Consider the following 20,307-nt stretch of genomic DNA (forward strand, 5'->3'; position numbering starts at 1 on the left):
TAAGGAGGCGAATTATGGCTTTAAAGGGTATCAACGCATATAAAAAAGGTAGTCTCAAACAAGATATTGCGACTGCAGATCCACATAAACTGACGCTAATGCTATTGCAAGGTGCCATTGACAGAATCGCCTATGCAAAAGGCGCAATGGACCGCCAAGATATGGTAGAAAAGGCTAATTTCATATCGAAGGCCAGTGCGATAATTATTCATTTAAGAGATACCCTGGATATGGAGACTGGTGGAGACCTATCAGATAATCTGTATTCATTATATAGCTATATGGTTGAGCGTCTGACAGACGCCCATGTCAATAACGACTTGAATATTTTAGATGAAGTGTCTAGCCTGTTATCACCAATTCGCGACGCATGGGTTCAGATTCCAGAAGATGCAAAACAGGAAGCTTATGAAGCTCAGCGTCAAAAACGACAAGCTGTTTGAATAATCCTAATTTAAATCACACCTATACGCCTGTTTTTTTACAAGTAGTCAATAGTCAGCTGACTACTTGTTTGGCAGCCTCGGGCGAACACTTTTCATCAGATCGTTTTTATTATTTAACCGAGGTCCGGCATAAAGTTGTCCTTCGAGAATTATCTCGACTGAATGGGCAACAGCGAAAATTGTTTGCCGAAAAGGAACACATAAATAATCAGCAGCTCGAAGAAGTGGCTCAGGCTTTGCTATTAAGTGCTAAGGCAGAAGCTGTTAAGTTTTCTCGTGGTCGAGCGGCAGTTAAAAAATACAAATAACTATGTTACAGCAGATTCAATTTCATATTCATCAAGAAGAAGAGCGGCAGCTAGAGATAGAAAGAGCGTTAGCGCCGGCTATGCGAGAAAATTATCGATTGAGCATAGGTGCTCTTGAACGTTACATCCCTTCTCTCGCTGAACTCGCTAGGGGGAATGAGTCTGCAAAATCAACTTTACTGTGTAACAAATACGAAGAATTAAACATAGTCAATTACAGTAGCGGCCAGGTTTTGTATGGAATGCACCCAAAAAATGAGGTCGCATCTCATTTTGAATACTATGTAAACCATGGCCCCGAATTTAGCGTTAAACCTGACTCATTACCCGGTTCGAACGGATTAATCATTCTGGGTTTGGGGTTGGGTTATCACTTAGAATCAGCTGTCGACTCGACAAATTATCAACACATTGTGGTTTATGAGCCCAACATCGATTATTTCGTTTGTTCATTGACTTCCACCAATTGGAAAGCGCTGTTACAAAGGGCAAAGAAGAATAACGTAGCGCTTTACCTACAAATTGGCAATGATGCGACAAATATCGCCAAAGATATCAATGAGTTGCTCACGCATACCGATGTGAAAACGTTACAGTTTTATAAACATTTACATCTGCCCAATTTCAATAATTTTGAAATAACTATCAAAACGGGGAATTGGGAAGCAGTAAAAAGCTGGATACCAGAACGTCATGTTGAAAGTGTTAGTGACAGCTATTTGGCGTTGTGGGCTCCCGTGAAGGAACAGATGAAGCTTTGTGAAGCGCACTTGGACCAAAGTACTTATCAACGAAACTTAGCAACGTTAGAACGTTATTTCCCCGAATTGCATGAAGAGTTCAAAAACTACATTCCTCAAAATTGGCGGCCAATCGCTGACACTGATGGCGATGTGAATCTGTATCACATTGAAACAGGCGCGCTGTTTGCTGTAGCTCCCAGAAACGAAGCCGATGCTAGCTTTGCCGCCTTTTCCGAACGACCGAATAAAGATGGATTGCTGCTAACTTACAATGGTAAAAAGTTAAAAAGCTATCTTCATTATCAGTTTATGGCTGAATGTGAGAACGTTTTTAAAGGGGTTGAAGAGGCAGATAGTGCTCTACCTGATAAAGTGAAATCACTCATCATGTTTGGTCTCGGGAATGGCTATAGTGTTGAGGCCTTGACGGCGAATCATGACGTAGAAATGCTGTTTGTTTGTGAGCCGGACAAGGACTTGTTTTTTGCTTCGCTGTTTTCGGTAGATTGGCAACAGGTTCTTCAAAGGTTTGATGAAGGAAACAAACGCTTATACTTGAATATTGGGGACGATGGTACGAACCTTACCAACGATATCTTAGTTCAATTTCAATCTGTCGGGCCATATGTGTTGGCAAATACCTACATCTACCAAGGCTATTTAAACGAAAAGCTGGCTGATGCTGTCTCTGAACTGAGAGAGCAATTGCAAGTTATTATCGCTATGGGGGATTATTTTGATAATGCAAAGTATGGAACTGCTCATACACGTTGGGCATTGCAGAACAATATCCCCTTTTTGATGCGTTGTGCAAAGCATGATATTGCTAAGAGATTACTCGATACCCCAGTGTTTTTGGTCGGTAATGGTCCTTCGTTGGATGGACTGATTGAAAACATCAAAGAAGAGAGGGAGCAAGCTATTGTTATATCGTGTGGTACATCATTGCAGGCCCTTCACAGGCACGGAATAACGCCAGATTTTCACGCAGAAATTGAAACTAACCGTTCGACGTTTGATTGGCTATCAAGAGTTGATGACAGAGATTATTTAAAACAAATTACGTTGCTTAGTTGCAATGGTATTCATCCTGATGCTGTTGAGTTGTTTGGCCATACTTTGTTGGCTTTTAAGCAGGGAGAAGCGGCGACTGTATGTTTAACCGAACTTGATAAAACACATCCGTTTGAACTTCTAGAGCTAGCTTATCCTACAGTGACTAATTTCGCTGCTGATTTAGTATCGACAATTGGTTTTACACAGATTTATTTGTTTGGCACCGATATGGGGTTTGTGAGCGACACTTACCATCACTCAAAGTCATCGGGGTATTACGACGCCCAAGGGAACGAACTATATAATTACGCCGAAAATCACGCTATGTCATTGGTTATACCTGGCAATTTTAAACCGTGGGTGAAAACCAAGTACGAATTTAAGGTTTCAAAAAGCGTTTTAGAGCAAAGGTTTGCTCTATCTTCTTCCGATGTTTATAACGTAAATGATGGTGCTAAAATTTATGGGGCACAACCCTTAAGGCCGGATAACATTCTTTTAGTCAACTCGACTGAAGACAAGAAACAAGTGATCGAGCTTCTGCATAGTCATATTTTTTCTTCTGAGAAGAATGACGAATTATTGGATAAATATGAGACTGGTTATAACTCTGTAAGCTTGCTTGAAGAGCTTAATACGCTCGCTAAATTAGTCGATACTCATTTCAATTCACTGGCTGATATTGATGCGTTTGTTAGCAAACAAAGGGATTTTAGTGTTGCTTCTTATATGAGGAAAAAGTCTCTCGTTTTCTACTACTTGAATGGGACGTTCAACTACATCAATAGTATGTTTAGTAAGCTATTGAATGTCGGAGACAGCGACATTGCCGTTCAAATCGGTAATTCACTTCTGGCGATATGGGGCGATTATGTCAACGACATTATTTTGATCATGTCTAATGACCAATATGGTCTTGATGCTGTGTCTTCGTTATCTGGTACTCGAAGAAAACAGGTTTTATCCAATGTCTGGCGAGAGACGCCTTTGTATTTGGGGAGTGATTTGTCTGAAGTTAAACTGACAAACATGACTAAACTTGCTACGTCCCATGCCGATTCTTCTAGTCGCAGGGTTCATCTGAATTGGCTTCGTCAATCTGGACAAATCAAAATCGATCCCAATGTTTGTAATATCGCTGAACACGTCTCGGATGATATGTGTAAAGACATTGTCGGTATAACCATAGTCTGCCCTGGAGACTATCTGAATCCATCAAACCCCCTTCAGGCAAATGACTTGTCAAGGCAAGACCTTGCGCTGATTGCGTTAACTTCTGGATTAACTGATGTCCTAATTCTTCAAAAATACACGCAACACCCAGAAATGTCGTTGTCTTTTTATGACCAGATGCTGTGCCTTGGTCAGTCTCGACATATTTACGGTGGGCCAGATTTTATTGTACTCAGCGATAAGGCTTTGAGTGGCGATGAACTTGTATTAGCAAGCGGCGACCGGCTGATTTACATGCCGAGATTAAAAGCTGCAGACTTGCGAAGAGAGCACATTTCGCAAGTGGAATATGTTCGTCGAAAGGAGGCAAAGATTGCAGAAATTCGAAAGGCTAATGGGGGTGAGGCTAAATGCCAAGAATAGCGGCTCTAATGACGACGTATAACGCCAGTCGTTGGATTCATCAGTCCGTGGATTCAGTGCTATCGCAAACCTTCGAGGATTTTGAATTACTGGTCATAGACGATGGTTCACAAGACGATACACTGGATATGCTCGAAGGTTACAATGATAGCCGCCTAAAAGTTTTCCCTCGTAATTCAAATAAGGGAGTAGGGGCTCGATTGGATGAAGCATTGGCTTATGTGGAAAGCCCATATATCGCAAAAGTTGACGCAGACGATATATGTTTACCCAATCGCTTTGAAAAGCAACTTACATTCCTAACTGAAAATGATGTCGATATCGCCAAATGCCATCTGTCTTACTTCGCAGATAATGATGTAATTGACCGCTCAGAACGTTTCCTTAATTTTAAAGCAAGTAAAGAACGCGAACTCAATGGTATTTCTCGCAGACCAGATATTGAAGCCAACTTAAAGCATTGGCCGTGTTTCACGCACGCTACTTATTTTGCAAAAGCTGATGTGGTCAAACAGGTCGGGTACCCACATCTTCGAATGTTCGAGGATTACGTGTTGTTTTTGAGGTTGCTCAATGCTGGGCGTAAGTTTGGGTGCGTAGATGAAGTGCTGGTAAAAGTAAGAGTGAGTGATACCTCGGTTACTGCCACATTGACAGAGCACGATTTGGATCAAGGTTTAAAAGCGGTGATTGGTGAAAAGTGGGAGCGTTTTGCGCCTGCGATGACAAACAAATCAGTATTTGTTTTCGGTACGGGGCAGATGGCGAGGTCATTTGGTCGCTATTTATCTGAACGCAATATAACTATCAGTGCTTTTGTTGAGTGGGAGGCGGCCGAAGGAAGGCGTGTTTGTATTGGCGAGGCGACGTTTCCAGTAATTAGTCTCGACGAGTACTTTGGTGGTGACCTCGCAAAAATTATCGTTATAGCGGCTCAACCAGCGCGAAAAGAGCTGGCGTTATTGCTTCAATCAAAAGACATGAAAGAGGACGATGATTTCTTGATTCTCGCTTAGTGCCAAATTCAGAAATCTGTGAATCACAAATGAAGATAACTATTGTTACCGCTACATACAATTGTGCTCATCTTATCGATGAATGTCTGGAAAGTGTGGCAAATCAATCGGCTATTGCTTCTATTGAACATATTATTATCGACGGTGGTTCAACAGATAGCACGCTCCAAGTCGTCGCTCGATATGACCATGTTCAGGTTGTATTTTCAAAACGTGATCGAGGGATTTACCACGCTTTTAATAGAGGTATTCAACTCGCTACAGGTGATATTATTTACTTTTTGGGTGCTGACGACTCTCTTTATGATACTGAAATTATTTCGAGCGTAATCGCTTCGTTTAGCGAATATCAAGTTGATTACATTGCGACGCGGGTACGATGTGTCAATGACGAAACTGGAGAAGTGTGGCTAACAGATTCAAATATCGACCAAAACCTCAGCCTATGTCATCAAGGATTCTTTTGTAAAACATCACTTTTCGAACAGATAGGTCTTTTTAACGAGTGCTTTAAACTGTGTGCAGATCGCTATTTCATGCACGCTGCTATCAGCGGTTTTCAGGGGAAGAGCCTTGATTTAATCTCTGCAAATTTTCGTCAAGGGGGGGTAAGCTCGACAAATGACAATCGGCTCACTCTGAAAAGAGAACAAGACGTCATTTCAATGTTACTGGGAGAAACACAAGTACGAGACCCGCACCATTTAGATAAAAATATTTTAGACGTTAAGGCACTTCTCTATAAAGTTGTAAAAGAGCAAATTTCTTGTTCGCAGTATGTTGGAAAGCGAGTGGGCATTTTCGGAACTCGTCAAATGTCTTTAATTGTCGCACAACTTCTTTCTCAAGGTGGAGTAACGCCGATTTGTTTTGTTGTTTCTGAAGTAGGGCAAACTGAGGATATTGATGGTATTTCTGTTGTGGGTTTAAATCGAGTCCAAGGTATGGCACTGGATTACATCATTAATTGTATTGAAGGTACACACGAACATGAAGTGTCTACGACGCTTTGTCAAATAAGCAAATCTATGAACGTAGTGAGTTGGAGAGATCTTTGATGTCACGTAAAAAGAAAGCCCTTATAACGGGAGTAACCGGTCAAGATGGCTCTTACTTAGCGGAATTGTTGCTTGAAAAAGGCTACGAAGTACATGGCATAAAGAGGCGATCTTCGTCTTTCAATACCCAACGTGTAGATCATATTTACCAAGACCCTTTTGAATCATATAGAGATTTCATTCTTCATTACGGAGATCTCACTGACAGCTCTAACATCATTAAGTTAGTGCAAATGATACAACCTGATGAGATATACAATTTAGGGGCTCAGAGTCATGTAGCAGTGAGTTTTGATTCACCAGAATATACAGCTGATGTCGATGCACTTGGCACTTTACGTATTTTGGAAGCTATAAAGTTACTTGGCCTACAAAACAAAACAAAATTTTATCAAGCTTCAACCTCAGAGCTTTATGGAAAAGTTGTAGAGTCACCACAGAATGAGGTAACGCCATTTTATCCTCGTTCTCCCTATGCTGTCGCTAAGTTGTATGCATACTGGATTACAGTGAACTACAGAGAAGCATACGGTATCTTTGCCTGCAACGGTATTTTGTTTAATCACGAATCACCGCGGCGCGGCGAGACATTTGTAACTCGAAAAATCACTCGGGGTTTGGCGAATATTTCTCAGGGGCTAGAGAGTTGCCTGTATCTCGGTAATTTAGATTCATTGAGAGATTGGGGGCATGCCAAAGACTACGTCTATATGCAATGGCTCATGTTGCAACAAGATCAACCAGAAGATTTCGTAATTGCCTCGGGTGAACAGCATTCTGTTAGAGATTTCGTAAGGTGGTCGGCACAAGAATTAGGTATTGAGCTCTGTTTCTCTGGAGTGGGCAAAAATGAAACGGCTACCGTGATAAAGGTCGATCGAAAACGCTCTCCCGCTGTCAATGTTGGTGATGTGCTTGTCAGGGTTGATGAAAAGTATTTTAGACCAGCGGAAGTAGAATCATTGCTGGGTGATGCTGAAAAAGCAAAAAATAAATTAAATTGGGAACCGCGAATTTCGGCGAAGTCTATGTGCAAAGAAATGGTACAAGAAGACTTCAAAGAAGCGAAAAGACACGCGTTTTTAAAAGAAAATGGCTTCGAGCTTCCTATTAGTGGAGACCAGTAAAAATGGGAGCAAAACGGATATTTGTGGCTGGTCACAATGGTATGGTCGGCCGGGCATTGTGCCGCACACTCTCGGCAGATTCGGAAGTTGAGTTGTTGACTGTTGAAAAAGCGCAGCTTGACCTTACTGACCAGAGCGCTGTGCGACACTTTTTCAAAACTAACGCCGTAGATGAAGTGTATTTAGCTGCTGCAAAAGTCGGAGGAATCCATGCAAACCAACATTACCCGGCTAGCTTTATTCTCGACAACTTGTTGATAAGCGCCAATGTTATCGCTGCTGCACATGAGGCTGATGTCAATAAACTAATGTATTTAGGGTCAAGTTGTATTTACCCTAAATATGCCTCTCAACCGATTGTAGAATCCGAATTACTTAAAGGGCATTTAGAACCAACGAATGAGCCCTATGCGATAGCAAAGATCGCTGGTATTAAATTGTGCGAGAGTTTTAACCGTCAGTATCAAAGAGATTATCGTTGTGTCATGCCTACCAACCTTTATGGCCCATATGATAACTTTGAGCTCATTAGCAGCCATGTTATTCCAGCCTTAATCAACAAGTTTTATATCGCAAAATCTACACGAGCTGAATCGGTAAATATATGGGGAAGTGGAAATGCGCGAAGAGAATTTCTGCATGTAGATGATTTGTCCGAAGGTGTGGTTGCAGTTTCTGAGCTTCCTCGGTCGGTTTTACAGTCTGGTGTTCAAGACATGATGTCACATATTAATATTGGCACTGGTACAGACATTACCATTAAAGCACTGGCGAATACATTGCGGGAAATTTCAGGTTTTGACGGAGAACTTGTGTTTGATACAAGTAAACCAGAGGGGACGCCAATTAAGCGCTTGGATATTGGTTTGATTTCATCATTGACTAACTGGCGCCCAAAAATTGCGCTTCATGCTGGATTGGTACAGACATGGGAATGGTTTAATCAACATAACGATAAATGCAGAGTTTAAGGTGGACAAGGTTGTGGAACGAGACAAGTTACAAGGTTTAGCATCCAGTGATGTGTTAATTGTATCATTCCCTAAAACGGGCTCTACGTTTACGCGATTCGTTTTTGCAAACCTAGTGAACCTGATGAATGGTGCCAAGAAACCAGTAGATTTTTACTCGCTAGGGCAAATAATGCCGGAATGTCTAAAAGATGATCTAACATCTTTTGAATGGCATGGTGGTAAATTGCCAAGGCTAGTAAAAACGCATCAGCTATTCGAAAGCCATAGTCTCTATTCTCTTCCGAAAGCACTGTATTTGTTGAGAGACCCTCGCGATACGATGATTTCTTTTTATTATTATGCTTCGAAAAGAAAAAGCCATCGCTATTCGGGTACATTCGAAGACTTTATCGCGGATCCCAAGATGGGGATTCCCGCTTATAATCAGCACATCGACAGTTGGTTGGATAGGGCGTCATGGGTATTCAAGTATGAAGATATGATGCAGTCAGCTAGTCTGTGTTTTAGACATTTTATCGATGGTTTTGATGCGGATTTACCTGATGCTGTATTAGAAAATGCAATTTCATTCTCTCGGCCTACTAAAGTCAAAGAGTTAGAGCAAACCCTGTCTAGGCCTAACCATCAGCAGAATTTCGATAATGATTTTACTTTTGTCAGAGATGCAGGTGTGAGTCAATGGAAAGATAAGTTATCGAGAGAGCTAAGTGAGGCCATATGGGATCAATGCTCTCCAAGTTTACAGGCATTATATGACAGAACTTGATGTGATATCCCTGGTTGATAGCTTCAATAAAAACGGTTTTATTGTATTAAAAAACGTTTTCGACGACTCGACCTGTAAAAACAAAGGCGATGTACTTTCAGAGGCGGTGAATGTTATTTCAGCGCGGGAAACTAGAGATATTACCAACCGTTGGTATTTAACTCACCGAACCGACAATGGTGTTTTGTATGATGTATACCAACGCTTTCCTGCCGTAAGAATGTTCGCAGAGCAAACTCAAATCGTCGACTTTTTAAAAAGTTACTTCCAACGAAGTGTCTATCTGTACGTAAACTCTTATTTGTATAAACCCGCAGATAAAGAGAACGAAGTGCCTTGGCATCAAGATTTCTTAAATAAACCTAACGAGAGTGAAAAAGTTCTGGCTTGGGTATCGCTGGACAATGCGACGCGAGAAAATGGGTGTTTACAAGTTATCCCAGGTTCTCATTCTAGGGGGTTTAGAGAGTGGTATCATGTCGAGGGTGCAACTCACCATGATCGTATTCGATTGGGTGAGGGAGAGGCGTCCAAGCGAGTATTTGTAGAAACTGAGCCTGGAGACGTCGTCCTATTTAGCAACTATCTCATTCACAGTTCGGCGCAAAACAACTCTGATATGCCTAGAAGAGCCTTACGCTTTGTCTACAAAGCTTTAGATGACGATGCGATACCAAGAGGTTCCATGATTATGATACACACAGAGACTGAGGATTTTTATACTGCGACACCCTTGCCAAGGGAAAAGTAGATTAGCTTAGTAACGACTGAACAAAGTGGTGAAATGAAATCGCTTGCTGCGAGTAGTTGTATTGACGCTGAGCTTTTTCGGATATTTGTTTACGATCATATTGTTTGTAAGTGTCAAATACGCAGTTAATCGACTGCCACAAAGCATTAGCACTGATTTCCTGAGATAGCCAACCATTCTCCCCATTGGTGATCATGTCTGGCATGCCACCAATTTCAAATCCAACAACAGGTGTTCCACAACACAAAGCTTCAACAACCACGTTTGGAAGGTTATCTTCTAGCGAAGGCAAAACAAACAAATCTGCGGCTCGATAGATATCAACGAGGTGTTCATCATCATCAATATTGCCGAAATTGTGGAAGTTAGGATTGTTATCCGTAAGTTTCCCCACGCTGCACAGCATTACTTCTTGTGAGCTTGCATTCGCTAGCGCAGCCTCCAGCAGATGGAATCCCTTTCGCTTATTCGCAATAGTTTCACTCACAAACAAAATAAGCTTTTTATCTAACGGCAGCTTGAGTGATTTTCGCGCGGCCAACCTATCACCATAACAAAACAATTTGGTATCCACACTATTTGGGATCCGCCTGATAGGGTAGCATTTAAACAAGGTGCTATCTTGAGCACACTGGTGAAGCCATTGCGATAGTGAAACTACTGCGACAGGAATTGTGCATTTGGCGAGTATGTGTTGCTTCTCACTGAGGAGCTTTTTAGCAAAATCTGGGTCTGATGTGTGACGCAGAAAGTGAGGCGAGCTATCATCGCCTTTGTAACCCTCAAATCCGTCGCTGTAGTGGTAGCCACCGGTGAAGGGAGCCATGTCATGAAGGGACCAAACAACCCGCTTAATTTGCGTCGACGCGAAAAACGATGGCCAGTTTAAGAATCTCGACGTCCAATGCAGATTAACAATATCATAGGATGATATAGAAGGCGCATCTTCTATTCGATAGTCACTGTATATGGACGAAAAGACATCAGTATACTCAGAGGCTGCCATGGATATCTTTTTTATCTCTTTCGTAGAGTAGGGGCCGTGATCATCTATGTCTACGTATGCTAGTCTATTTAAAATGTTTCCAGCAGTTTTCCCCGTGAATTCCGCATAGCTAAAATGGTTTGGAATGTCATCCCGAGACTTGTCTGCCGTCAGAAGGTGTGAAGTGAATCCCGCACCTAATAATGCTTGATGCAAGCGAATACAGGCATTTGCGGCCCCACCTCTGTCATAGGTATTCACAAGCAAAATTTTCATTAGTCGATCAACTCACTCGGGGTAATCATACAAGCAAGATCACCACTATCGGCCAAGTAGTTACTAATTTTACCGCCATTTGTGTAGTCGATAGCAGTAAAGTTGGTTTCGAGAGTGTGGGCGAATAATACCGAGTGAAAACGCATACAGATATTATATGAAGCGGTTTGCATTGTGTGGACAATACTCTTCACTGATGACAACCTGTTGTTAAAGGTTAAATCCAGCTCAGGTGTGTCTGCAAAATAGGTTTCAATAAAATATCGACTAAAATCGCGATCATCGTAGCCAACATCAAAGTTGTGCATGTGATCAAAATAGATTCGATTTATGCCTAACTCTACAGCTTTTTGTTTTATCAGGTTGGCAATGCCTGATTCGAATTTCTTTTTGCGTACCGCAAATTCCTGTTCTGAAAATTCTCGAGAATATTCATAGGTCCAATCTCGTAAGTAGCATGCAATAAATGGTTCGGACGTTGCGAGCTTCTGTTTTATAAAATGGCGCTCAATGTAAGGTTTTGCGAAGTCCCCTGTCAATTCGGCTTCAGTGTGTCCCCACTTAATAGCTTGTTCTATACTTTTTTTATCTCGAAGTTTTATATCAGTCGCGAGAGACAGAATTCGCTGTACTGCATGCTGATATTTTGTGTCGTGCAATGGGCCAATTCCGCAGCCATATACCACGGCTTTGTTGTTGTACTTTCTTGCAACGGCAAAACCCAACAGCGGAATGTACAGTTCGTGAAGATCCATGAGAGGTCCGCCACCCATTACAACCTCATCGGCACTTTTAGCATAACGCAATAGGTCGAGAGACTTTGTGGATACGATTTTTGCCGATATGCTCAACTCTTTGCACGTTTGTTTTGTAACAAATGGATATAGGCTTCCGATAACAATTTCAATATTGTTACCATGGGCTTGTTTGTATTGGTCAATAATACCGCCAAGAATGGCTTTGTCGCCCACGGTTTCAGTTCCATACCAACCAATTATAAATACCTGATAGGGCGCGTTTTTTATTGGCTTTTCTAGTGTTTTTGCTAACCAAGTAACCAAGTGTTGGTTGTCTATGTTCAGCAATCTGTGATGAGTAAGCTCTGTGAGCTGCGTTTTTTTCTCTGAGTATGTGATTCCTGCATGATAATCGTGTATGCAATTCTTACAATCTTTGGCAACAATCTGCTCTTTTTGAGAAAAGTGTGCTTTGTAAAGTGTTTCTGAAGATGCATCTAATGCATTACCGAAATCTGTCCCTTTTGGAGCGCAATAGTTCAATTGACCTTTTGAACCTAATACCACGCCATCGTTATGGTAGGGACAACCAATAAGACGCTCGCCCCCTTGCAACATATGCTGGATACTCCGGTAAGTTCTTTTAATTGTTGAACCTGGCTCATAATTGCGTTTAAGTTTTTCAAAAAACAGTAGAAGGTTATAGGTTTCGTCTTCGTCGAAATTTCTGATGACCTTGTCTCTATTACTGTTGTACAAACGGTTTATGAACTCTGCTACGCGAAATCTGCCATACATTTGATGCTTTTTGGCGTAGTAAAGAAAGTCATCTACTTCCCACACATTTTGTTTTGAAATCGTGCATCCAAATGAAGTGGGTATCTGTAACTCATCACGACAAAAGTTAAAAATTGCTATAGAAGATGCAAAGTTGTTTTTTATACCTCTTACCCTGTCATGAGTACTTCCTACACCATCGATGGAAATCATTACCGAAAAGTTCATCTGTTGTTTTTTGCAAATATCGTTGATTGCTAGAATCCTCGACTTCACATCATTCTCATTGATGGCGTTCGTAATCATACTTACACCTTTCAAAGAGGGTAAAGTTTCAATGATGACACGGTATATATCAGGCAAATCATTGCGAAGTGTTGGCTCACCACCGGTGACACCTACGTGTTGGAGCTCATTGTATAGAGGGTCTGATAAAATCTCGCGAAGTTGCTCTGGCGAAATATCTATGCTGTCTTCGTTTTTCCATATGTTGCACATCGTACATTTTGAATTACAGCTATCAATAATGTTGAGATTTAATGCCTTCGGTTTGCTGTCTACACGTAGTTCATCAACCTTCTTCATTTTTCTGAGTTGAGTGTAACTATCGTATATGTGTCGAATGTCTTTTTTCTTGAGCATGGAAATGTTTTGTGAAGGTTTAAATTAGTCGCCGCTATTACGCCTTATATCGGCGAACACCGCCAATACTTAAACTATGAAGCACAAACAAGCAGCTTAATATCCAAGAGTGCCTCGCTGTCAGCTGCCTTTAGTCAACTCATTTACAGTCTGGACTACGGAATTGACAATATAGTTTTGTTGCTCTTTCGATAGGTCAGGATAAAGGGGGAGTGTCAATGCTTGCAAATAGTAACGCTCTGCATTGGGAAAGTCGCCCGGTTGAAAGCCCATCGTCTTGTAATACGGATGCATATGAATTGGGATGTAATGGAGATGAGCGAAAATTCCCATTTTTCTTAATGTTGCCACCAGCGATTGGTGTTGATCTTTGTCCAACTCTGAGATTCTTACTACGTACAAATGATAACTACTGTAGGAGTTATCGTTTTGTTTTAGGGGAGTAATACGGTCTGCACTCAGGAGCAAATCATCATACCTTGAAGCAATGGCATTGCGCTGTTCAACGAAACTTTTCAGTTTTTGCAACTGACTAAATCCAAGTGCTGCCTCAACATCAGTCATCCTATAGTTGTAGCCCAAGCTGATTTGTTGGTAATACCAAGGCCCATGACTTTCTTCAGTCATCACGGCGGGGTCATTCGTTATACCATGACTGCGTAGCATGCGCATTTTATCGGCAAGCGATGGGTTATTAGTTAATGCCATGCCGCCTTCCATGGTGGTAATAATTTTCACCGGGTGAAAGCTAAACACGCAAATATCAGAATATTCACAGCTGCCGACTAACTTGTTTTGATATTTTGCACCAACGGCATGTGAGGCATCTTCGATAACATAGAAACCGTAACGTTTGGAGAGCGCCCTAATTTGTGCCATATCACAAGGTTGCCCAGCAAAATGTACGGGGATGACTACTTTTGGTAAGCAGTCGTTCGCTTGAGCGTTTTCTAACTTTTGCTTTAAAGCGTCGACACACATGTTGCCGTTTTGCAAATCAATATCGACGAAGTCCACTGCGGCTCCGCAATACAGTGCGCAATTAGAGGAGGCTACAAAGGAATTAGGTGAGGTCCAAACAAGATCGCCTTTGCTGACGCCAAGAGCCAAACAAGCAATATGCAGAGCAGAGGTCGCACTATTAACTGCAATACCAAATTTTGCTTCGCAATATTGGGCAAGAGCATTCTCGAATTTAGGTACTGCTGGACCTTGTGTTAACCAGTCAGATTGTAAGGTGTCTAGTACGGCCTCAATATCTTTTTGGTCTAAGTGCTGGCGACCATAAGGAATCACTTTTGTGCTTCCCGGTTAAACTGCTTTATCTCTTCGATACTCAGGAATTTTTCATTTGTATCGGACACGTACTCAAAACCCGTTTTCACAAGTTGACCTTGCTCATTTAGCGCATTGGACGTGAAATTGTTACTGCGATGGAAGAACTTGATTGCCGGTGCAATAACAAAATGGTCGTCAAACTCAAAGGTGTGTAGAGACATATCCCCAGGACACATCATTTCGTGAAGCTTCTCACCGGGACGAATACCTACGTATTTAATCGGTGTATTTGGCGCCATCGCTTCGGCTAAATCAACAATACGGATAGATGGTATTTTGGGAACAAAAATTTCACCGCCCAACATGCGCTCGAAATTCTTTAAAACGAAATCTACGCCTTGCTGCAGTGTTATCCAAAAACGTGTCATATCTTTGTGAGTGACTGGGATATGATCGCTACCCTCTGCAATCAGTTTGTCAAAAAACGGGACGACAGAACCTCTCGAGCCCACAACATTGCCATAGCGCACAACGGAAAATCGCGAAGCACCTGCTCCAACAATGTTGTTAGCCGCTACGAAAAGCTTGTCCGAGGCAAGTTTTGTTGCTCCATACAAATTGACTGGGTTGGCGGCTTTGTCCGTGGATAACGCAATAACCTTAGTGACATTATTGTCGATAGCGGCATTGATAACATTCTCTGCTCCATCGATATTGGTTCTGATACATTCAGTCGGATTGTATTCTGCAGCAGGTACTTGCTTCATAGCTGCAGCATGAATGACGAAATCTACGCCTTGCATTGCTCGGTGGAGACGCTCTTTATCTCTTACATCACCAATAAAATAGCGCATGCAGGAAGCATTGAATTTTTGTTGCATTTCAAACTGCTTCAGCTCGTCACGCGAATAGATAATTAAGCGCTTAGGTTTGTGTCTCGCCAACAGGGTTTCTACGTACTTATGACCAAACGATCCGGTCCCGCCCGTGATGAGAATTGATTTTCCGTCGAACATGGAGTTGCTCGCTGTTTTTATGGTTATGAATACAATATATCACGTGTCGATACATTTGCCATAAAGCATTATAAACTATGGGATTATGTGATACTTCGAGCGGTCAAAATGTCAATGATTGTAAGTCGCTCAAAGAGGATATCGTATATGTCGCATCGAATCCCTGTTTGGCTTTAGTATACCGATGAACGCCTGTTAACACCCTAACCGTTGGCATACCCAGTTTATTCAAATTGACGAAGTCTTTGGCGGGGTTATCACCAATATATGTCATGTCGCTCCACTGACACTGCTGGGCTCTCTTTATTTGTTCGAAGCAGTAAGTAGATGGCTTTGCGTGTTTTACACCGAATCTATGTGTAATAAAGACCCGTTTAAAATAATGTTCAATGCCGAGCGCTTGCACTTTGTTGCTTTGGACGACTTTATTACCATCTGTCACCAGATATAACGGAGCGGGTAAGCTTTCTAGTATCTTCAGGTGTTGAGTAGGGACAGAAATGGATGGGGTGTGTAATCGGTAGGCCGAAACACACTTTCGGACATTGGCGTTATTAGCATTTATGCCATACATCGATAAGAAATCATCAAATACCCGGCCGCGACCGTTCGTATCCAGTAGTGTGATTAACGCCTTAAACCCAAGCACCTGGTTAATTCCCCAGTTCTCTTCGCAAACCGCTGCTACTGCCCGTAATCCTGATTCGACGTACTGCCGTTCATCGTAAAGGGTGTCATCGAGGTCAAATATATAGATCATAGATAGAAGTCTGTCGCAGCGCGTATTTGTCTGATAGTTTGCTCACAGAGTGACACGGGAAGAGCATTGACATCTACCCCTAAAGATTCACTTAGACTCCAAAACAAGCTATCCACACCCGCTTTTATGCCGAGCGTTGATGCGCCTCCAAATCGCGTGTTACATTCAATGATATGCAACTTACCTTGCCTTATGATTGCTTGCAGCACAACTGGGCCCGAAAGCTTCAATGATGAAAGTATCCGCTCTATTTGTGGCAGGAATGGCGAATCCGGCAATGTGTACGTTACTTGTGATTCACCGTTGATCACGAGTGCCCTCACTCTGCACATCGCAGCTTTGAGTTGATACTCTTGTGTTAACCACGCGTCAATACTGATTTCTTGCCCGTCAATGTAAGGTTGAAAAATCGGCGATGATAAGGTGCTAGCATGAGTCAAAGCGTCATTTGCAGATAGATTGATTCCAACTGAAGCACTGCCGGAACCAAACCGCTCTTTAACGACGAAGCGAGGCGATTCACTATGTTGTCCAAAAGCGGATAAATCTGTGCAGCTGGAAATAATGTTTGGAGCGTTATGTTGGCTGAACTTCAATTTGTCAAGACACCGCGTTATCGCTGGTTCACTAGCGACGATAACATCAATTCCTTCGGATTGTAGAAGCGGTTTCATGTTTGCCCAAAAAAGCAATTCACCGTCCCTCGTCGGTAAAACATGTGTGATCTGATGTTTTTTTAGCTCAGTAATGATTTGGGAGCGGTTGGCGTCAATCGTTGCTGGCATTTCCCAAAATGCATCACAAAAGTAACTTGTGAGTACCTGATTATTGATATCGCCCGCGGTTACAGTACCTCCAATGCCTAGCCTACTCACCGCATCTTTCAAAGCCAACAGAAGAGGAACTTTGTTTCCTGAACTTGAGAGAAGTACATTCACGCTGTTTCAATACCTCAGTAATTTACAGATCGTTTTTCGATGGTGATACCCGTTTTCGGCGCAGGCATCGTCGCTCTTCGATTTTCATATTCTGTAATTTGCGTTGTTTTCTTGGGTTGGCTCCACTCGCCATACATAAACGTAAGAAAGTCTTTTGAAGCAGAAGGTACACAAAATTCATCGCCCAGAAAGTCGATTGATTCATAGCTGTCAAAATGGGCTGCAGGGGCGAAAAAGAGTCCGCCAGAGGACAGTAATTCGGAATACCCGTTGATTGACTCTCTACGCTGGATACTGACATCGAATAAGACAAAATTACTGTTGTTTGAATTTGTGAATTCAATGTTTATGCAGGCATCTAAACCGTTCACTGTAATGATTACCAGACGCCAATCAACATTAAATTTGTCCGACAGCTTCGCTGCAAGCTCCGGTAAAAGGGATTGAAGTTTGATGAAATTGTCTTTATCGATAGCGAGGTCAATATCGTCATCCCACGGAATTAGCCCTTTGTCTCGCACCGCGCCTAGTAATGTACCTGAGTCTAAACAGACTGATATACCTTTTGATTGACAAAATTGGTTCAAATACCGCAGTAGGGCCTCGGCAAAAGCCAATGTTGCAGGATCTTCAAAAGGCAGGGCTGCTTTCACTGATTGTTTGCTGGGGATTTCAATTTTCTCGTCTGGCAAACCTAAATCATTTTTTAACTGACTGTGAATCTGGTCAACCCATTGACTCGTGATCACGACTTTGTCGATACAGTGTGCCGAGATTTCGGCTGGTGCGATGATAGGTCTCCCTAAAAAACTAGAGCCCTGTTTAGACGCATCGTTGTCGACAAAAGCAATGACATCGACTTGGGGGTGATTGGCAACGTAGTTTTCTCCCCCTTTACTTGCACCAAACAGAATGACTTTCATATTATAAAAGCTCCCAGCTCATTGGCGTCCCTTTCGGGGCGTCACGCTTTAGCGATTTTCCCAGTAGTAATGGCAAGTATTTGGGGGCCAAGCCCAACCCTGGCCGCACTGACCGTAAATTTTCTGGTGTTAATACATCTCCAGCTTTGAGATCTTGCGCAATATACAGTGAACGACGGTGTACAAGAGACGCCTTTTCCCTTTCGGTTGCGCCGTAATTAACTTTGCCTATAGCGACAGCAGCACGAGCCGTTTCTTCGACTAACAATTTAAGCTCGTGAGGTTCCAATGAAAATTCGGCATCTACCTCACCACCTTGTCTATCCAATACAAAGTGTTTTTCGATAACGGTAGCCCCCAACGCTGTGGCCGCAACCGCTACGCCGACACCCAGAGTATGGTCCGATAATCCTACGTGACAATCAAACAACGCTTGCAAATGAGGGATTGTGCTGAGGTTGGCGTCAACCGGGTTCGCTGGGTAGTTGCTTGTGCACTTTAAAAGAATGAGATCTTCACAGCCGTTTTCCCTGAGTACCTCGACCGACTCAGCGATCTCCGCTTGTGTCGCCATACCTGTCGATACGATGACTGGCTTACCTGTTTTGGCAACTGCGGCGAGAATAGCGTGGTCAGTATTTTCGAATGACGCGACCTTGTAACAGGGTGGGTTGAGTGTTTCTAAAAAGTCGACCGCCGTGAGATCAAATGGTGTACTGAATGCGAGTAATCCTTTAGATTTGGCGTAGTCGAACAGTTCCTCATGCCATTCCCATGGCGTCATGGCTTCTTTGTAAAGATCGTAAAGTGAGTTGCCTTCCCAAAGGCTGTTTTTGTCCGCTATAAAAAATTCGTTCTCATGGCAATCCAATGTAATCGTATCTGGCGTGTAGGTTTGCAGTTTTATGGCATGTGCACCGGCTTCTGCCGCAGCATCAATGAGCTTATACGCTTTATCCAAGGATTGGCCGTGATTGCCCGACATTTCGGCAATAATGAAGGGAGCCAGTCCCGAGCCGATGTTAATTTCACCAATTCTAATTGGCTTCATGAGTACCTCGTACACGTTCTAAAATCAATTCTGCAATGGACGCAGAGTTTGTCGCTTTTCCCACTAGATTCATAGCATTAGTGGCAATGTCTTGCATTCTTTTGGGCGAGTTTATCGCCGCTTCGATACCTTGGCTTATCTGCCAATCATCGATATCATCCGCGTCACCTAACCACACACAGCACCCATTCTTGTCTAACCACTGAGTTGTTTGTCTTTGGTTTTCTGCCAACGTAATGATTAGGCCCGGTATTCCACAGTGTGCTCTTTCCCAATGCATGGAACCGCCTGCACCAATCATTATGCTACCGCGATGCATTAACCGAGAGATAGTTGGGCAGTCGACATACAGTGTCATATTCTCATGTTGTTTTACTTTGACTTCTAACTGTTCAACACGGTTGTAGCCCGAACCAACTACGATATCGGCTGTTATCGTATTGAGCTTTAATGATATCAAAATGTCGACGACACGCTCTGTCAAATTCATAGGGTCGCTCCCCCCAAAACAGACAACGAGGTGATTTTTGCGCCGATTAATGCCTTGTTTTTGATAGAACTCATCCCGCAAGATTGCAAACTGGGGACCAAGTAATGTAATGCAGTGCTCCGGTAGTAAGCCCGTATAGCGGCTTTTTGTATCTTCAAAAAAGTTTTGGTCAAGCAAAATGTCACAATCATGGGGGCGATTGGCCAAGTCGTCGATCACAAGAATGTTTTTTGCCTTATCACGCATCTTCGAACAGAAAATGTCGGACAAACCATAGTGGTCTACGATCAATAGATCGACGTCACCAACACCTTGTAAGGCAAGCGTTTCGAGGCAGATTATCGCCTCTTTTTCCTGAGGCGTCGATTGCTCATCCGTGTGCTGGTTGGTACTCTCATTATTGATTTGGTGAGAGTCAACAAATATCGGCAATAGCGCTACATTCGCTTGTTGCAGTAAAGACAATAACGCCGATGAAACCTCTTGAGACAAAAACCAAATGTCATGTTCTTTACCGCATTGTTTGGCAAGTGATAGACATCGCATAAAATGGCCAAGTCCAATTTCACTGTTACCATCAACACGAAACACGA

At 42.5% G+C, this 20,307-nt stretch carries 18 protein-coding genes; 9 read left to right on the plus strand and 9 right to left on the minus strand.

All coding sequences use genetic code 11. The features are described 5' to 3' along the window. The first annotated feature begins 14 nt into the window (after positions 1-14). From fliS to AC27G9_RS12140, 9 genes are read left to right on the plus strand one after another with little or no spacing between them, the layout of a single operon-like run. The gene (gene fliS, locus AC27G9_RS12100) at positions 15-443 is read left to right on the plus strand and encodes a flagellar export chaperone FliS (protein WP_487074515.1); all 429 of its coding nucleotides are present in this window, start codon (positions 15-17) and stop codon (positions 441-443) included. Further along, positions 440-754 (plus strand): hypothetical protein, encoded by a 315-nt coding sequence (locus AC27G9_RS12105; RefSeq protein WP_487074517.1) that lies wholly within the window; start codon positions 440-442, stop codon positions 752-754. Before fliS ends, AC27G9_RS12105 begins: the two co-directional genes overlap by 4 nt. Before the next feature lie 2 nt (positions 755-756). After that, the gene (locus AC27G9_RS12110) at positions 757-4,149 is read left to right on the plus strand and encodes a motility associated factor glycosyltransferase family protein (protein WP_487074519.1); all 3,393 of its coding nucleotides are present in this window, start codon (positions 757-759) and stop codon (positions 4,147-4,149) included. Further along, a complete protein-coding gene (locus AC27G9_RS12115) occupies positions 4,137-5,165 on the plus strand; it encodes a glycosyltransferase family 2 protein (protein ID WP_487074521.1) in 1,029 nt (342 codons plus the stop codon). Before AC27G9_RS12110 ends, AC27G9_RS12115 begins: the two co-directional genes overlap by 13 nt. 29 nt (positions 5,166-5,194) lie before the next feature. Next, a complete protein-coding gene (locus tag AC27G9_RS12120) occupies positions 5,195-6,223 on the plus strand; it encodes a glycosyltransferase family 2 protein (protein WP_487074523.1) in 1,029 nt (342 codons plus the stop codon). Then, the gene (gmd, locus tag AC27G9_RS12125; RefSeq protein WP_487074525.1) at positions 6,223-7,350 is read left to right on the plus strand and encodes a GDP-mannose 4,6-dehydratase; all 1,128 of its coding nucleotides are present in this window, start codon (positions 6,223-6,225) and stop codon (positions 7,348-7,350) included. The genes AC27G9_RS12120 and gmd overlap by 1 nt, the downstream gene beginning before the upstream one ends. A gap of 2 nt (positions 7,351-7,352) precedes the next feature. Then, positions 7,353-8,321, plus strand: a complete 969-nt coding sequence (locus AC27G9_RS12130) for a GDP-L-fucose synthase family protein (protein ID WP_487074527.1) — start codon at positions 7,353-7,355, stop codon at positions 8,319-8,321. A gap of 13 nt (positions 8,322-8,334) precedes the next feature. Beyond that, positions 8,335-9,090 (plus strand): sulfotransferase domain-containing protein, encoded by a 756-nt coding sequence (locus AC27G9_RS12135; RefSeq protein WP_487074529.1) that lies wholly within the window; start codon positions 8,335-8,337, stop codon positions 9,088-9,090. Further along, positions 9,077-9,841 carry a phytanoyl-CoA dioxygenase family protein gene (locus AC27G9_RS12140; protein WP_487074531.1) on the plus strand — a complete coding sequence of 255 codons (765 nt, stop codon included), beginning with the start codon at positions 9,077-9,079 and terminating at the stop codon, positions 9,839-9,841. The genes AC27G9_RS12135 and AC27G9_RS12140 overlap by 14 nt, the downstream gene beginning before the upstream one ends. Position 9,842: 1 nt before the next feature. Here the strand turns inward: AC27G9_RS12140 and AC27G9_RS12145 are convergent, their stop codons facing one another. The 9 genes from AC27G9_RS12145 to pseG all read right to left on the minus strand — a co-directional run bounded on the left by AC27G9_RS12145 (position 9,843) and on the right by pseG (position 20,305). After that, positions 9,843-11,102, minus strand: coding sequence for a glycosyltransferase (locus AC27G9_RS12145; RefSeq protein WP_487074533.1), 1,260 nt, complete (start codon positions 11,100-11,102; stop codon positions 9,843-9,845). Continuing rightward, entirely contained in the window at positions 11,102-13,258 is a 2,157-nt protein-coding gene (locus AC27G9_RS12150; RefSeq protein ID WP_487074535.1) for a polysaccharide pyruvyl transferase family protein, read from the minus strand. The genes AC27G9_RS12145 and AC27G9_RS12150 overlap by 1 nt, the downstream gene beginning before the upstream one ends. 120 nt (positions 13,259-13,378) lie before the next feature. Continuing rightward, a complete protein-coding gene (gene pseC / locus AC27G9_RS12155) occupies positions 13,379-14,554 on the minus strand; it encodes a UDP-4-amino-4,6-dideoxy-N-acetyl-beta-L-altrosamine transaminase (RefSeq protein ID WP_487074537.1) in 1,176 nt (391 codons plus the stop codon). After that, entirely contained in the window at positions 14,551-15,552 is a 1,002-nt protein-coding gene (gene pseB / locus AC27G9_RS12160) for a UDP-N-acetylglucosamine 4,6-dehydratase (inverting) (RefSeq protein ID WP_487074539.1), read from the minus strand. The genes pseC and pseB overlap by 4 nt, the downstream gene beginning before the upstream one ends. Positions 15,553-15,655: 103 nt before the next feature. Continuing rightward, positions 15,656-16,312, minus strand: coding sequence for an HAD family hydrolase (locus tag AC27G9_RS12165; RefSeq protein WP_487074541.1), 657 nt, complete (start codon positions 16,310-16,312; stop codon positions 15,656-15,658). Then, positions 16,309-17,250: an ATP-grasp domain-containing protein gene (locus AC27G9_RS12170; protein WP_487074543.1), complete on the minus strand. Its 942-nt coding sequence runs from the start codon at positions 17,248-17,250 to the stop codon at positions 16,309-16,311. Before AC27G9_RS12170 ends, AC27G9_RS12165 begins: the two co-directional genes overlap by 4 nt. Positions 17,251-17,264: 14 nt before the next feature. After that, positions 17,265-18,173, minus strand: coding sequence for a nucleoside-diphosphate sugar epimerase/dehydratase (locus AC27G9_RS12175; RefSeq protein WP_487074545.1), 909 nt, complete (start codon positions 18,171-18,173; stop codon positions 17,265-17,267). 1 nt (position 18,174) lies between these two features. Continuing rightward, positions 18,175-19,224, minus strand: coding sequence for a pseudaminic acid synthase (gene pseI, locus AC27G9_RS12180; protein WP_487074547.1), 1,050 nt, complete (start codon positions 19,222-19,224; stop codon positions 18,175-18,177). Further along, the gene (gene pseG / locus AC27G9_RS12185; RefSeq protein WP_487074685.1) at positions 19,211-20,305 is read right to left on the minus strand and encodes a UDP-2,4-diacetamido-2,4,6-trideoxy-beta-L-altropyranose hydrolase; all 1,095 of its coding nucleotides are present in this window, start codon (positions 20,303-20,305) and stop codon (positions 19,211-19,213) included. Before pseG ends, pseI begins: the two co-directional genes overlap by 14 nt. Positions 20,306-20,307: the final 2 nt, after the last annotated feature.

Source organism: Alteromonas sp. 5NS40-0096 (assembly GCF_057544385.1).

What these genes read in the sequence shown, in the direction of transcription:
- fliS (WP_487074515.1), top strand. Translation starts at nt 15, where the DNA reads ATGGCTTTAAAGGGTATCAACGCATATAAAAAAGGTAGTCTCAAACAA.
- AC27G9_RS12110 (WP_487074519.1), top strand. Translation starts at nt 757, where the DNA reads ATGTTACAGCAGATTCAATTTCATATTCATCAAGAAGAAGAGCGGCAG.
- AC27G9_RS12115 (WP_487074521.1), top strand. Translation starts at nt 4,137, where the DNA reads ATGCCAAGAATAGCGGCTCTAATGACGACGTATAACGCCAGTCGTTGG.
- AC27G9_RS12120 (WP_487074523.1), top strand. Translation starts at nt 5,195, where the DNA reads ATGAAGATAACTATTGTTACCGCTACATACAATTGTGCTCATCTTATC.
- gmd (WP_487074525.1), top strand. Translation starts at nt 6,223, where the DNA reads ATGTCACGTAAAAAGAAAGCCCTTATAACGGGAGTAACCGGTCAAGAT.
- AC27G9_RS12130 (WP_487074527.1), top strand. Translation starts at nt 7,353, where the DNA reads ATGGGAGCAAAACGGATATTTGTGGCTGGTCACAATGGTATGGTCGGC.
- AC27G9_RS12140 (WP_487074531.1), top strand. Translation starts at nt 9,077, where the DNA reads ATGACAGAACTTGATGTGATATCCCTGGTTGATAGCTTCAATAAAAAC.
- AC27G9_RS12145 (WP_487074533.1), bottom strand. Translation starts at nt 11,102, where the DNA reads ATGAAAATTTTGCTTGTGAATACCTATGACAGAGGTGGGGCCGCAAAT.
- AC27G9_RS12150 (WP_487074535.1), bottom strand. Translation starts at nt 13,258, where the DNA reads ATGCTCAAGAAAAAAGACATTCGACACATATACGATAGTTACACTCAA.
- pseB (WP_487074539.1), bottom strand. Translation starts at nt 15,552, where the DNA reads ATGTTCGACGGAAAATCAATTCTCATCACGGGCGGGACCGGATCGTTT.
- AC27G9_RS12165 (WP_487074541.1), bottom strand. Translation starts at nt 16,312, where the DNA reads ATGATCTATATATTTGACCTCGATGACACCCTTTACGATGAACGGCAG.
- AC27G9_RS12175 (WP_487074545.1), bottom strand. Translation starts at nt 18,173, where the DNA reads ATGAAAGTCATTCTGTTTGGTGCAAGTAAAGGGGGAGAAAACTACGTT.
- pseI (WP_487074547.1), bottom strand. Translation starts at nt 19,224, where the DNA reads ATGAAGCCAATTAGAATTGGTGAAATTAACATCGGCTCGGGACTGGCT.